Source organism: Gilliamella sp. B2828 (genome assembly GCF_026537125.1).
Lineage (GTDB): Bacteria > Pseudomonadota > Gammaproteobacteria > Enterobacterales > Orbaceae > Gilliamella.
The window spans coordinates 39,695-54,229 of the sequence record NZ_JAFNMU010000001.1 but is presented as its reverse complement, the minus strand read 5'-3'; the positions used below and the strand labels follow the sequence as shown (position 1 = coordinate 54,229).

The following is a 14,535-nucleotide window of genomic DNA, read 5'->3' as shown; positions in this document are numbered from 1 at the left end:
AAAAAATAAAAAATGCCATCAATTGATGGCATTTTAGTATAAATAAATAATTTAAGCAGAAGCCGTTTCTGTGCTTGATTCAGGTTGTTTAAATACCGCATAGGCAACACCAGAAACAAGAGAACCAATTAAAATTGATAGTAAATAACCGCCAACAGGCTTCACTACTCCAGGGATAGCTAAAGCGAATAATCCACCATGTGGTGTCATAAGCTGTGAACCAAATGCTAACGCTAAACCGCCTGTAATTGCCCCACCAATAATACAGCAAGGAATCACTCGTAATGGATCACGTGCCGCAAATGGAATCGCTCCTTCAGAAATAAAGCATAAACCAAGTACTAATGAAGCTTTACCACTTTCTTGTTCAGCTTTAGCAAATTTTTTACGAGCAATTAATGTAGCAATACCCATAGCCAAAGGAGGAACCATGCCACCTGCCATAACCGCCGCCATTGGTGCGTATACTTGAGCTGAAATTAAACCTGTACCAAACGCATAAGCAACTTTATTAATTGGTCCACCCATATCAGTACACATCATACCGCCTAAAAGTGCACCTAACAAAACAGCATTGGCGGTTCCCATTGATTTCAACCACCCAGTTAAGGCTTCCATTAACCATGCGATCGGCGTACCAACTATAAACTGCATGACTAAACCTGTAGCTAATGTAGCAAGTAAAGGTACAATAAGAATTGGTTTTAATGCTTCAAGTGTTTTCGGTAATGGTAAATACTTTGAGATTAACATTGCTAAGTAACCAGCAAAATAACCTATGATAATACCACCTAAGAATCCAGCACCCGTAGAGACAGCCAGCAAACCACCTACAAGTCCAGGAGCTAAGCCAGGTCTATCAGCAATAGAATAAGCAATATAACCAGCAAGTAAAGGTACCATAAGTGAGAATGCAAGCCCACCAATTTGTGCTAAATGAGATTCACCAACCAGTTTTTGTACACCATCAACCATTTCAAATGAACCAAAAGCAAACGATAAAGCGATGATTAATCCACCCGCAACAACCATTGGTAACATATAAGAGACGCCTGTTAATAGATGCTGATAGATACCTTTCTTCTCATTACTCGATTTTGTTGTTGAAGCAGAACGTGTTGGTTGATAGATTGTCGCTTCTTCAAATGCTCTATCTAATTCTTGTGCAGTTTTTTTCAGTGCAGGACCGGTTTTAGTTCGATACATCTTTTTACCTGCAAACTTGCTTAAATCGACTTCTATATCACATGCTACAATCACAACATCAGCTGAAGCCACCTCTTCTGGTGTTAATTCATTGCCAACACCAACTGAGCCACGTGTTTCAACTTTACACCACCAACCACGTTTTTTTGCTTCTTCTTCAATCGCTTCGGCTGCCATGAAAGTATGCGCAACACCTGTTGGACAAGCAGTTACCGCAACAATACGTTTTACACCACTTCCCGATACTGAACTTGTGTCACTATGTTTAGATTGTGCGAAAATAGCAGCTTTACTTTGTGCATCTTTGAGTATTTGTTTAGGATTGGCAAAAATATCATTGAGATCACTAACTACATAAACTTTTTTTCCGATCACGGTTTTATCACTGACATCACCTGATCCGATAGCAACAGTTACCTCTGCTGATGCCACACTATCGACGATATTAAAATTTAATGAATTAGCAGCTAAAACCAATTCAGCTTTAGCTAAACGTCCATTAACAGGGCCTGCATTATTCCCCTCTATTATGTAAATATTCATGAATACTCCTATCCAGCAATTATTTCAATTTTATCCAACATATTGGTTACAGCCTGACGATCAGCAATACCAACTCCGGCTTGTCCAACAGATAACGCAGCAACACTTGAGGCGAAAACTAAGGTGTCTTTAATTGATTGACTGGTCATAAGTCCATACATTAATCCACCAACCATTGAATCACCAGCACCAACGGTACTTACTACCTGACATTTTGGTGGTTTTGCTAACCATGCTTCATGTTTAGTTACCCACAAAGCACCTCTGCTACCAAGTGAAATGACAACGTTTTCTATGCCATCATTGATAAGTTCCATAGCAGCAGCTTTTATTTCAGCTAACGTCGACAACTTGCGTCCTACAAACATTTCAAGCTCTTTGTCATTAGGTTTTATTAACCACGGTTTAGCTTTCAATCCTGCAACTAACGCATCACGGCTACTATCAAAGACCACTTTAGGACAAATTGCTTTCACTTGTTTCATCCATTCTGTGAACTTTTCCAGAGACACTCCGGCAGGCAAGCTACCACTAATTGCAATCATATCAAAATTTTTTAACCATTCGAGAGAATCGGTAACAAAACTTTGCCAATCTTGCTCTGTTATAGTAAAACCAGAAAAGTTTAAATCAGTAACTTCACTATTTTCCTCAGTCAATTTAACATTAATGCGGGTACGACCCGCTATAGATTGAAATTTATCCTCAACATTAAGTGAATTAAATAGTAAATTAAAACCATCACGATTTTCTTTACCTAAAAATCCACCCAAAGTTAATTTAATACCAAGATCAGATAATACTTTAGCAACATTGATGCCTTTGCCAGCAGCAAGTAATGCATTAGTTTGAACTAAATTAACATCGCCAAGTTCTACTTTTGGACAAAAACCTAATAGATCATAAGCAGGATTTAAAGTGATAGTTGCAACACGATAAGTCATGATTAAATACCCTCACCTAAACCACTCTCAATAGCTTTTCCAATCGCATCTAGTGCTTGAACAGCATCATCACCTACTGCTGTGAATAGCAATCGACTGCCTTTTTTAGCGCCAAGAGCAACAATTTTCATTAAGCTTGTCGCACTAACGGGTTCAGCTTTACCATCAAGATTTGCAACAGTAACTTTACTTTTAAATTCTTTCACTAATTTAACTAATACCGATGATGGGCGAGTGTGCAAGCCATTTTCATTTGGAACAATAAATTCACGAGTTAATATTGGATTATTTGTATCTGAAGTTTGTTTTGCATTGGACGATTGAGTCTCAAGTTGATTTGATACCGCAGATTGATCATTAGATACAAGCAAATCAATAATTTTATCAATATCAGCTGACAGTAAAAGATCCAATTTTTGATTAAAGGCTAAAGAAGCTAAATTATTTACTACGTTATCAATAGCATCATTCATCATCGACATGGTAATCAACAATTTAACTGGTTTACCGTCTTCATTTAGATCGCTTATTGTACGACTAATTGCAATCGCATTTTTTAGGTTACCTTCTTTGCTATCATTGAACCAAACGCCGCTACCCAAATAGTTAGGTTTATTATCCAGTACATTAGTAATAAAATTAGCATTTACTGCACTTTGTTGTTTTAAACGTGAAGCGTTTAATGCTTGTAAAGTTCCTAAACTATCCGCAGGAATATCCAATAATAAAGAAGATTCAGTTATACTAAATTGGCTATCTCCTATGCTCGATTTTCCCGTTAAAATCGCAATTGCCTCATCTGCTGATTGAATATTTTTAATGCGCTCTTCAACACCATCAGCGCTAAGTACATGTGTTAATTGACGAAGTAATTCTAAATGCTCATCAGAACTTGCTGCAATACCAATGGCTAGATAAGCTTTTTCACCATCATCACCCCATTCAACTCCGTTAGGAAAGCAAAAAACTTGCACACCGGTTTTTTTTACTAAATGACGAGTTTTAGTTGTACCATGTGGAATAGCAAGACCAATACCCAGATAAGTTGCTGCTTGAGCTTCGCGTTCGAGCATTCCATCTACGTATCCTTCCTCAACAAATCCTGCACTTGTTAAAGCAGCAGCTACTTTTTTTATCGCCTCAGTTTTGTTAGGGGCTTGTTCATTTAAATGGATATTTTCTTTAACTAAATGAAACATATAATAAATACCTCTGGGTTGCTATGTTAAATCATCTAACATAATTCATATTATTTACTTAAATAACTTAATTGAATCGTTTCAGCAATAATGACGAGAATTATATTAATTATCAAATAAATTATCTCTATTAATAGAAAATATGTGATCTGGATCTTCTTTTTGTATAAAATTTAACAAAAAATTTTGTTAAAATGATCCTTTTTCATTAAAGTTCGATCCCGACTTAAACTGCCACGGTAAATTAGTCGTCTAGGAATAACTGTGGTTCCTGGCTGATAATTCTCATTTTTCAAACAGTTTAATAACATTTTTATCGTCATTTTAGCAACTTCTTTATGATCTTGACAAAGTGATATAACTTTACAAGGTAAGAAATCCAATAATTCATTATCACCAAAAGTAGCAATAGTTAATGTTTCAGGTAAATGACCGAACTTTCTTAAGATTGCGTCAATAGTCCCTTGAAGCAAGGAAAAAGAGGTCGTAAAAATGCCATCAGGCAAATCATGATCTTCTAACCATTGACTAAAAGCGATATCAGCGTCGTGACGACTATAATTAGTTGCATATAAGAAATCAATTTTATTCTCATTATCATGATTACAATGATTAAGTCTAATATCATTAAATCCATCTAAACGAAGTTGACTAACCGATAGATTAGGTAAGGCTCCTAGATAAACCATAGAACCCTGAACAACATCATTAAACGCTTGTGCTAAGGTTTTGGAGTCTTGTTTATCCGCACCAACTATATTTCTAAATTTAGTACTGGATAGAATTCTATCAAGAGCAAATAATGGAATTTTTGTATTTTGCCAATCGTCATAAAAAACATAATCTTTGGCGGAAACAAATGATGAGGAAATTACTAACGCATCAACTTGTCGTTGTTGAAGATGCTTAACGCACTCTTTTTCAATTTTGGGATCATCTTCTGAACATGAAAGTAATACTTGATAACCTTCTTTTCTTATTAACTGTTCTAAGTAATTAGCAATACGAGTATAACTGATGTTTTCTAAATCGGGAATAATAATGCCAATAGTATGAGTTTTACCCGCTCTAAGTCCGGCTGCAACCGCATTTGGCTGATAATCATGCTCTTTTACAACTGACATTACTTTTTCTATTGTCTGATCACTAACGCGATATTTCTTTGCTTTTCCATTAATAACGTAACTAGCCGTTGTTTTTGAAACGCCAGCTATTAGTGCAATTTCCTCTAATTTCATTATTATTATCTCGGCAAAAATATTGTCATTTATTTAACATGAATCAGAGAGAATAGTAAACAATCGTTTCTTTATTTACTTATACATATGTAATGTCTTTATTATTAGAATTAATTATCTATCAATAATAGATTGCGATATTTTGATTATGTATTTTTTCTATTTTAACGGGAGTATCAAAAATATCCTCTAAAATAGTTGAATCCATTACCTGATTTGGATTTCCCTGATAAATTAATTCTCCATTTTTCATTGCAAGAATATAGTTAGAATAGACCGAAGCAAAATTAATATCGTGAATGACAATAACAATAGTTTTCCCCAACTCATCTGCTGCACGACGTAACTGTTTCATCATTGCAACCGCATGCTTCATATCAAGATTATTTAGAGGTTCATCAAGTAATACATATTCTGTGTCTTGACAAAGAACCATTGCAACATAAGCACGTTGTCGTTGTCCTCCTGAAAGTTCATCTAAAAATCGATCTTTATATTCTGTTAAATTTAAAAATTCAAGAGCGCGATTAATATGTGCTAAATCATCTTTAGTTAATCGCCCTTTGCTATAAGGATATCGACCAAAACCTACTAACTCAGAAACAGTAAGTCTACTAGTAAAACGATTTTCTTGTCTTAATACTGAAAGATAGGTTGCAAGTTTATCACTTGGCGTATTAACCACATCCATGTTTTGAATCTTTACTAGGCCCTCATCAGCTAGTAATAATCGACTAATAATTGATAATAATGTCGATTTACCTGCACCATTTGGACCAATAATCGCTGTAATACCACCTTGTGATATTGTTGCACTCACATTTTTTAATACCGGTAAAGTTTGATATTTTTTACTAATATTATCAATTTCTATCACATTGGAACCTTTTTCAATAATAAGAAGATAAACAATGAACCACCAATAAATTCAATTACAATAGATAATGCACCTACCATATTTAAAACATGTTCTAAAAACATCTGTCCACCAACAAGAAAAATCACACCTAATAAAAAAGCTGTTGGTAATAAAAAGCGATGTTGACCGGAACCACTGATGCTATACGCTAAATTGGCAATAAGCAGACCAAGAAAAGTAAAAGGACCAACAAGTGCTGTTGATATTGAAACTAAAACCGAAACGAGTAATAAAATAATGGTGACACTTCTTTGATAATCGACACCTAGATTAATCGCATTATCACGTCCTAGAGCCAGTACATCAAACTTGAATCGCATTCGCCATAAAAAAAGACCAATTATGCTGGAAATAACTAACGAAAAGACAATTAATACGGGTTCAGCTCGAGTAAATGTTGCAAAAATTCGGCTTTGCAATACTGCAAATTCACTCGGAGCCATTAAACGTTGTAGTAAATTGGAAAAGCTACGAAACAGTGTCCCTAAAATAATCCCAATTAATAAAACTAAATGCAGATTTTGTTTAAGTTTGGTAAATAAACCTCGATACAAAAATAGAGAAAATAAAATTAACAGTAATGATTCAAAGACAAATTTACCAACAATGCCAATATAAGGAATACCTTGCGCATCAATAAAAAAGATTATCATCGTTTGAATTAACACAAACAAAGATTCAAATCCCATTATAGAAGGGGTCAAAATTCGATTATTCGTAACAGTTTGGAAAAGCAGAGTCGAAGTTGCAGCAGAAAAAGCCACTAAAATCATTGTTAAGACAATCCAAGCCCGATGGCGTAGAATGTAACTAATATTACCTTTTAAATTAAATGCCATAAATAAAACAACACAAAAAACGGCAATAATTAGTAAAAATACTATGGTTTTTCGAGTTGAAATGAGGCGTTTTTGATTAACTAGCATGACGTTTAGTACTCAACAACACTAAAAAAATAATTGCCCCTACCACACCAAGAATTACACTAACAGGTATTTCAAACGGATAGCGGATAACTCGTCCAATAATATCACAAAGTAACACTAACCCACTTCCGAACAAACATATCCAAGGGATGGTTTTACGAACGTTATCACCAAACATTAAACTGACTATGTTAGGAACAATCAAACCTAAAAATGGCAATACACCAACAACGACAACGACAATCCCACCAATAAGAGCTACCACAATAAGTCCGGTTAACATCACTTGATTATAATTAAGCCCAACATTAACAGAAAAGTCACGTCCCAGTCCCGCAACCGTAAAACGATCTGCACTCCAGCAAGCAAACAAGGTGATACCCCCTACTAACCACAATAATTCATAACGACCTTGTAAAATACCTGAAAAATCACCGGATTCCCAACCTACAAGAGATTGCAATAAATCAAAATACATAGCAAAAAAAGTACAAATGGCACTAATTACTGCACCAAGCATCATTCCAATAAGTGGTACCATAAGGGCTGTTTTAAAAATAATTTTGCGAGAAATAAACATAAATAACACGGTACCAGCCATAGCAAACAAACTCGCTACCAACATTTTCATCATAACACTTGCGCCTGGAGCGAGTACCATCATCACTAATAAACCCAAACTAGCTGATTGAGTAGTTCCGACTAGAGATGGTTCGACAAATCGATTTTGGGTAAGGAGTTGCATTATTAAACCGGCAATGCTCATGGCACTACCCGCTAAAAGTAAAGCCACCGTTCTGGAAACGCGACTAACAAAAAAAATTTGTTGCATATTACTGTCAGACCAAAGATCGACTAACTTTACATGCCCTGCACCAATAAATAAGCTCAATGCAGTCATTGTTAATAAAAAAACAATGCCTGCAATAAAATAAACTCTTTTAGTCATGGTTTATTCAGTTAGCTGATGTTTTGTTTAAAACATCACTTATTTGGTCCATTAAACGACTATAAGTTTGAGTACCACCTGAAATATACATTGATGTTGAATCTAAATAAACAATGTGATTTTGTTGCCATGCATCCGTTTTAGAAATTAATTCATTATTTAAAACTTGCTGTGCTGATTGAGCTTCTTTATTACCAATTGCATTGTCTCTATCTAGAACAAATAACCATTGAGGATTAACGCTTAGTACAAACTCAGAAGTAATCGCATTACCATGGAGCCCTGCTTCCTGAAATATGGTTGCAGGTTTAAAACCAAGTACATCAAAAATGAAGCCAAAACGTGATTTTGGTCCATAAGCAGACATTTTGCCACCATTAATCATAATAACTAAGGCTGTTCCTGCTGTGCTTGCTTTTGGACTTAACTGTTCAATTTTTTGATTAAAATCAGCAAGTAATTTTTTAGCTTCTTGTTGTTTACCAAAAATATGACCTAACTGTTCTGTACGCTGCGTTAAGCTAGCTAAGAAATTATTTGGATCGAGATCAAGCGAGATTGTCGGTGCAATGTCACTTAATTTTTTATACGCATCATTTGCACGTCCACCAGCAATAATCACATCGGGTTGGAGTGTACTTAGTACTTCGTAATTTGGTTCAAATAAAGTACCGACATTAGTATAAGCTTTGTCTGCATATTTTGATAAAAACTCTGGAAAATGTACATCTGATTGAGGAACCGCTGTAACAGGAATATTTAATGCATCGATAATATCTAATGTTGCAGTATTAAATACCACTACTTTTTTCGGATTTTCAGGAACGTCTGTTTTACCTTGGGCGTGTTCAATAACGATTGATGTTTTATTATCGGTAGGTGTATCTTTTTTATTGTCACAACCAACCAACGCAAATAAAGCGGCCAGTAATACTAAAAATTTAATTTTGATAGATGAATACATTGTAACTCCTAATTATTAGCTTAGTTCAAAAGCGCATAAATGATAAATATAATAATTATCATTTACGCCAAATTGTAACTAAAAATAAATAAGTGTTCAATGAACTTTAAACAAACAGCAAAATAATACTAAAGAATTTGATAAAAACAGCATTAGAGCATGATAAATTATTTATCATCAGATAACTCTTTAAGCTTTCTAGTCAATGTATTACGCCCCCAACCTAATAGATGGGCGGCATCTTGTTTATGCCCACGAGTAAAATTCAAGGCACAATTTAATAAAATACGCTCAACATCAGCAACGACCTTGGTTAAAATGCCAACTTTCCCTGCAAGTAATGCTTCTTTAGCCCACTGTTCGAGCTGATATTGCCATTCAATATTTATTTGTTCTTGATTACTCTGTTTAATGCTAACATCCCGACTTAAAATGTTTTTAGGCACATTTAATTGCAATAACTCTGGTGGTAAATCTTGCACAAGTATTTCTTTACTAGAAGACATAACTGTGACCCAACGGCAAGCATTCTCAAGCTGACGAACATTACCTGACCAATTAAACTTACATAAAACATCTAAGGCTTCAAGACTCAATACTTTACTTTCTACCCCCAACTCTTTTGCCGTAGTGTGTAAAAAATGTGCTGCCAGTTTTGGAATATCTTGAGCTCGCTCACGTAGTGGAGGTAATAAAATACGAATAACATTTAAACGATGAAACAGATCATCTCTAAATTTTCCTTCTCTCACTCTCGCTTCTAAATCTTGGTGAGTTGCCGCAATAATACGTACATCGACTTTGACTGGCGAATAACCACCAATACGATAAAACTGTCCATCAGCCAACACTCTTAATAATCTTGTTTGTACATCAAGTGGCATATCCCCAATTTCATCTAAAAATAATGTACCGCCATTAGCTTGTTCAAATCGTCCATGACGAATTTGAGCTGCTCCTGTAAAGGCACCTTTTTCATGCCCAAACAGTTCAGATTCAATAAGGTCTCTAGGAATTGCAGCCATATTAAGCGCGATAAATGGTGATTGCGAGCGAGGACTATGAGTATGCAGTGCTTTAGCAACAAGTTCTTTACCCGTTCCAGACTCTCCATTAATTAAAACACTTATTGAAGATTTAGATAAACGCCCAATAATACGAAACACTTCTTGCATTGCAGGTGCTTCACCAATAATACCAGTTGACGCTTTAGAGGTTGTATTATTACTATTTTTACTACTTTGAGTTTGAATTATTGCTCGCTCTACGAGTTGAATTACTTCATCAACATCAAATGGCTTAGGAATATAATCATAAGCTCCTCTTTGATATGCATTCACTGCAGCATCAAGATCTGAATGGGCTGTCATAATAATAACAGGTAAATCAGGATATTGTTCTTTAACATAATGAAGTAATGTAAAACCATCCAGCCCAGGCATTTTTATATCTGAGATTAACACTGCGGGCTTTTGTGGATTATTAACTAGAGCATCTATTGCTTCTTGACCACTTGAAAAACTAATACAGTTAAAATGAGCATTGGTTAACGCCTTTTCTAATACCCAACGAATAGAGCTATCATCATCAACAATCCAAACATTCATTTTAATTTACCTCACTACTTAATTGGCAGATAAACAGAAAACTCTGTATGCCCAGGCCAACTATTAAATTCAATTTTACCGTGATGTTGATCGACAATATTATGTGCAATTGAAAGCCCAATACCCGTACCGCCTTCATAACCACTTACCATTGGATAAAACAGTGTATCTTGTATCTGAACAGGAACACCTGGTCCATTGTCTTCAATATCTATGCGCGCACATAGACGATAACGCTGGCCATGTAAAGTAACTTGAAACGCTGTTCTTGTTCTAATTGTTATAGTTCCACTTTTAGAACCAATAGCTTGTAAAGCGTTACGAACAATATTTAAAATCACCTGCTCAATCTGCTCTGAATCATGAATGAATTCAGGCAAACTGGGATCATAATCACGTAAAATAACAACATTGAAAGGTTTTTCTAAACAAAGCAGTGCATATATTCGCTCAATTGCTTTGTGAATATTCTGTTCCTTTTGCTGCAATCGCTGTTGGGGACCAAGTAACCTATCTACAAGATTCCTTAATCTATCTGCTTGTTCAATAATTATTTGTGTATAATCTTGCAATTCATTTTTAGGTAGTTCACGTGATAATAATTGAGCGGCACCTCTAAGACCACCAAGTGGATTTTTTATTTCATGAGCAAGCCCTCTAACTAATTCTCGTGCTGCACTTTGTTGGGCTTGTTGCAATTGTTCCTGGCTCAAGCGCTTATGATTATTTAATGGAGCCATTTCTATCAATACATGACCATTTGTTAATAATTGTGCCGTTAACGATAAGATATGCAATTCATTGTTAACAACTAAATTAACTTCATTATCCGTAAAACCTTGATTTTTTTCTAATGCATTAAGCATTAATTCAATATCTAAGGAAAAATAACTCAATAAATCTGGAAAATAACTTTCTAATAATTTTTTGGAACTTTGCGCTAGTAATTGTTGTGCGGCAGTATTAGCATAAAAAATATTGAGTTTCTTATCTAATAACAAAATACTTGTGATCATCGAATCGAGAACAAGATTAGCATCAGATTCATTATCAAATGTCATCGTTGGATTTCCGTCCTCTTAAAGAAGCCACCACTAAATAGTGGTGGTTAAGATATAAAGTTTTTACTTATAGACTATAATACAATTCAAATTCAACTGGATGTGGTGTCATACGAACACGATCCACATCTTGACGTTTTAAATCGATATAAGCATCTATAGTGTCATTAGTAAATACGTTACCACGAGTTAAAAATTCACGATCTAAATTTAATGCTTCTAGTGCCTCTTCCAATGAGCCAGCCACTTGCGGAATTAATTTAGATTCTTCTGGTGGTAAATCATATAAGTTTTTATCCATCGCATCACCTGGATGAATTTTATTGATAATGCCATCTAAACCAGCCATTAACTGTGCTGCAAACGCTAAATATGGATTCGCTGATGGATCGGGAAAACGAACTTCAATACGGCGAGCTTTAGGGCTTGTAACAACAGGAATACGAATAGATGCAGAACGGTTACGAGCTGAATAAGCAAGCATAACTGGTGCTTCATAACCTGGTACTAAACGTTTATAAGAGTTAGTGGCTGGGTTAGTAAATGCATTGATTGCTTTAGCATGTTTAATAATTCCACCAATATAAAATAATGCCATTTCAGATAGACCGGCATATTTATCACCCGCAAAAAGGTTTACTCCATCTTTAGCAAGTGATTGGTGGCAATGCATACCTGAACCGTTATCACCAAATATTGGTTTTGGCATAAACGTTGCAGTTTTACCATAGGCGTGAGCAACATTTTGAACAACATATTTATAAATTTGAACTTCATCAGCTTTTTTAGTTAATGTGTTAAAACGACAAGCAATCTCGTTTTGACCTGCTGTAGCAACTTCATGGTGATGAGCTTCAACGATTAAACCAAGTTGTTCCATAATCAAGCACATTTCAGAGCGAATATCTTGTGATGAATCAACCGGTGGAAGTGGAAAATACCCCCCTTTTACACCAGGACGATGCCCTTTGTTACCTTCTTCATATTTAGTGCCTGAATTCCAAGCCGCTTCGATATCATCAATATGAACAAAACTGCCTGACATCGGCGAACCAAAACGTACATCATCAAATAAAAAGAACTCAGGTTCTGGTCCAAAAATAACAGTGTCAGCAATACCTGATGATTTTAAGAAGTCTTCTGCACGTTTAGCTATCGAACGAGGATCACGATCATAACCTTGCAATGTAGCTGGTTCTAAAACATCACAACGTATATTTAATGTCACACTTTCAAAAAATGGGTCAATAACCGCGCTTGATGAATCTGGCATTAATACCATATCTGATTCGTTAATACCTTTCCAACCTGCAATTGATGAGCCATCAAACATTTTACCATCTTCAAAAAAATCAGTATCAATTTGGCTAACCGGAATAGTAACATGTTGCTCTTTACCCTTAGTATCAGTAAAACGTAAATCAACAAATTTCACATCATTTTCTTTAATTAGCGTTAAAACTCTTTGTATAGACATGTATCTTCTCCATTGAGGACAAATAATTGTTCAGTTTAAAAGGCATTCTTGCCGAATTGTTTATAATTATGCAAATATGATGCCATTCTTTAATCATATTGTTTTAGTGGATTTATCTTTGATGATAGTAACATAAATGCACAAATTGCACCAAATTAAAGCAATAAGCACCAAATCAACGCACCAAAATTACTCATCATTCAAAAAATTATCGTTTTAATGCCCTAAAATAGAGAAATTTTACCATATAAGTCATTATGCAAGATCCATTTCGTTTTTTAAATTGACATTTTTCTTAAGCGAATCATCTAATCACCAAACAAAAAACATGAATAATAAAGAATAATGCATAATTGGATTTTAAATAACAGCACATAACTAAAATAGGCTTATAAAAAACATAAAATTAAGATAACTTATTAAAGTTATCTAAAATCCAACCTTAAATTAATACGGTTCCATGTAAATTAAGTTTTCTCCTTTAGCTCTGTATTTCAATGCATAATACCGTTATAATCTTGCCTTATTATTAAAAAATTAGGTAATTATATAAGTATGGACTTTATAACACTCGAAATTCTACCTTTTGTAAAAAATCATCTTTTGCTTTCATTAGGTTGGATTGCACTATTTATCACAATTATTGTACTAACTATTAAAAGTAAACTATCAAAAGTTAGAGTTGTTGATAATGCTCAAGCAATCCATATGATTAACAAAGAAAATGCAGTTATTATTGATATTCGATCGGCTGATAGCTTTAAAAAAGGTCATATCACCGACGCTCATAATGTTTTGCCTATCGATATTAAAAATTCCAGTTCAAAATTAATTGAAAAATTTAAAGAAAACACCATAATTTTGATTGACGAAAATGGTTTATCATCAGCGAGTATTGGTGAAACACTTGTCAAACAAGGCTTTTTAAATGTGTCTGTATTGAAAGATGGCATTGCAGGCTGGAATGGCGAAAATTTACCACTAGTTAAAAAATAATATTATTCAAAAATAAGGTTTTATCATGACAGAACAAAATAATACACAACAACCTGAAACACAATTTGCAATTCAGCGTATTTATACTAAAGATGTTTCATTTGAAACTAATAATGTACCTGAAATTTTTACTAAACAATGGCAACCCGATATGAATTTAGAGTTAAATTCATCCTCGCAAATCTTAAATGAAGGGGTTTATGAAGTTGCATTACGTGTGACGGTCACGGTAAAACAGCAAGATGAGATTGTGTATATTTGTGAAGTGACCCAAGCCGGTATTTTTTCACTTATTGGATTTGATGAAAACCAAGTTCAACATTGTGTTGGTTCTTATTGCCCAAATATTTTGTTCCCTTACGTACGTGAAGTGATTTCTAACTTAGTAAATAAAGGATCATTCCCACAAGTAAATTTAGAACCAGTAAATTTTGAAGCACTATATATGAACTATATTCAGCAACAAGCTGAAGCTGAGTCAACCGAAACATTGCAATAGTTGTAGT

At 34.6% G+C, this 14,535-nt stretch carries 13 protein-coding genes; 2 read left to right on the top strand and 11 right to left on the bottom strand.

Translation table 11 applies throughout. The annotated features are described in order from the left end of the window. Positions 1–51: 51 nt before the first annotated feature. The 11 genes from fruA to glnA form a co-directional block, all read right to left on the bottom strand. Positions 52–1,749 (bottom strand): PTS fructose transporter subunit IIBC, encoded by a 1,698-nt coding sequence (fruA, locus tag J3U19_RS00230; protein WP_267345136.1) that lies wholly within the window; start codon positions 1,747–1,749, stop codon positions 52–54. An 8-nt stretch (positions 1,750–1,757) separates the two neighbouring features. Continuing rightward, positions 1,758–2,693: a 1-phosphofructokinase gene (gene fruK, locus J3U19_RS00225; protein ID WP_267345134.1), complete on the bottom strand. Its 936-nt coding sequence runs from the start codon at positions 2,691–2,693 to the stop codon at positions 1,758–1,760. 2 nt (positions 2,694–2,695) lie between these two features. After that, entirely contained in the window at positions 2,696–3,892 is a 1,197-nt protein-coding gene (gene fruB, locus J3U19_RS00220; protein ID WP_267345132.1) for a fused PTS fructose transporter subunit IIA/HPr protein, read from the bottom strand. 173 nt (positions 3,893–4,065) lie between these two features. Further along, positions 4,066–5,130, bottom strand: a complete 1,065-nt coding sequence (cra, locus tag J3U19_RS00215; protein ID WP_267345130.1) for a catabolite repressor/activator — start codon at positions 5,128–5,130, stop codon at positions 4,066–4,068. Positions 5,131–5,251: 121 nt separating this feature from the next. After that, positions 5,252–6,007 carry an ABC transporter ATP-binding protein gene (locus tag J3U19_RS00210; protein ID WP_267339656.1) on the bottom strand — a complete coding sequence of 252 codons (756 nt, stop codon included), beginning with the start codon at positions 6,005–6,007 and terminating at the stop codon, positions 5,252–5,254. Beyond that, positions 6,004–6,975: an iron chelate uptake ABC transporter family permease subunit gene (locus tag J3U19_RS00205; protein ID WP_267339658.1), complete on the bottom strand. Its 972-nt coding sequence runs from the start codon at positions 6,973–6,975 to the stop codon at positions 6,004–6,006. The genes J3U19_RS00210 and J3U19_RS00205 overlap by 4 nt, the downstream gene beginning before the upstream one ends. After that, the gene (locus tag J3U19_RS00200; RefSeq protein WP_267339660.1) at positions 6,965–7,924 is read right to left on the bottom strand and encodes an ABC transporter permease; all 960 of its coding nucleotides are present in this window, start codon (positions 7,922–7,924) and stop codon (positions 6,965–6,967) included. The genes J3U19_RS00205 and J3U19_RS00200 overlap by 11 nt, the downstream gene beginning before the upstream one ends. 7 nt (positions 7,925–7,931) lie before the next feature. Continuing rightward, positions 7,932–8,888, bottom strand: a complete 957-nt coding sequence (locus J3U19_RS00195; protein ID WP_267345129.1) for a siderophore ABC transporter substrate-binding protein — start codon at positions 8,886–8,888, stop codon at positions 7,932–7,934. A gap of 167 nt (positions 8,889–9,055) precedes the next feature. Beyond that, positions 9,056–10,495, bottom strand: a complete 1,440-nt coding sequence (gene glnG, locus J3U19_RS00190; RefSeq protein ID WP_267339662.1) for a nitrogen regulation protein NR(I) — start codon at positions 10,493–10,495, stop codon at positions 9,056–9,058. A 14-nt stretch (positions 10,496–10,509) separates the two neighbouring features. Further along, positions 10,510–11,556 carry a nitrogen regulation protein NR(II) gene (gene glnL, locus J3U19_RS00185; protein ID WP_267339663.1) on the bottom strand — a complete coding sequence of 349 codons (1,047 nt, stop codon included), beginning with the start codon at positions 11,554–11,556 and terminating at the stop codon, positions 10,510–10,512. 67 nt (positions 11,557–11,623) lie between these two features. Beyond that, positions 11,624–13,033: a glutamate--ammonia ligase gene (glnA, locus tag J3U19_RS00180; RefSeq protein WP_267339664.1), complete on the bottom strand. Its 1,410-nt coding sequence runs from the start codon at positions 13,031–13,033 to the stop codon at positions 11,624–11,626. A gap of 555 nt (positions 13,034–13,588) precedes the next feature. Here glnA and J3U19_RS00175 point away from each other — a divergent pair. Continuing rightward, entirely contained in the window at positions 13,589–14,029 is a 441-nt protein-coding gene (locus J3U19_RS00175; protein ID WP_267339666.1) for a rhodanese-like domain-containing protein, read from the top strand. A 25-nt stretch (positions 14,030–14,054) separates the two neighbouring features. Further along, a complete protein-coding gene (secB, locus tag J3U19_RS00170; RefSeq protein WP_267339668.1) occupies positions 14,055–14,528 on the top strand; it encodes a protein-export chaperone SecB in 474 nt (157 codons plus the stop codon). Positions 14,529–14,535: the final 7 nt, after the last annotated feature.

What these genes read in the sequence shown, in the direction of transcription:
- J3U19_RS00205 (WP_267339658.1), bottom strand. Translation starts at nt 6,975, where the DNA reads ATGCTAGTTAATCAAAAACGCCTCATTTCAACTCGAAAAACCATAGTA.
- secB (WP_267339668.1), top strand. Translation starts at nt 14,055, where the DNA reads ATGACAGAACAAAATAATACACAACAACCTGAAACACAATTTGCAATT.
- glnA (WP_267339664.1), bottom strand. Translation starts at nt 13,033, where the DNA reads ATGTCTATACAAAGAGTTTTAACGCTAATTAAAGAAAATGATGTGAAA.
- J3U19_RS00200 (WP_267339660.1), bottom strand. Translation starts at nt 7,924, where the DNA reads ATGACTAAAAGAGTTTATTTTATTGCAGGCATTGTTTTTTTATTAACA.
- J3U19_RS00175 (WP_267339666.1), top strand. Translation starts at nt 13,589, where the DNA reads ATGGACTTTATAACACTCGAAATTCTACCTTTTGTAAAAAATCATCTT.
- fruB (WP_267345132.1), bottom strand. Translation starts at nt 3,892, where the DNA reads ATGTTTCATTTAGTTAAAGAAAATATCCATTTAAATGAACAAGCCCCT.
- glnG (WP_267339662.1), bottom strand. Translation starts at nt 10,495, where the DNA reads ATGAATGTTTGGATTGTTGATGATGATAGCTCTATTCGTTGGGTATTA.
- cra (WP_267345130.1), bottom strand. Translation starts at nt 5,130, where the DNA reads ATGAAATTAGAGGAAATTGCACTAATAGCTGGCGTTTCAAAAACAACG.
- glnL (WP_267339663.1), bottom strand. Translation starts at nt 11,556, where the DNA reads ATGACATTTGATAATGAATCTGATGCTAATCTTGTTCTCGATTCGATG.
- J3U19_RS00195 (WP_267345129.1), bottom strand. Translation starts at nt 8,888, where the DNA reads ATGTATTCATCTATCAAAATTAAATTTTTAGTATTACTGGCCGCTTTA.
- fruK (WP_267345134.1), bottom strand. Translation starts at nt 2,693, where the DNA reads ATGACTTATCGTGTTGCAACTATCACTTTAAATCCTGCTTATGATCTA.
- fruA (WP_267345136.1), bottom strand. Translation starts at nt 1,749, where the DNA reads ATGAATATTTACATAATAGAGGGGAATAATGCAGGCCCTGTTAATGGA.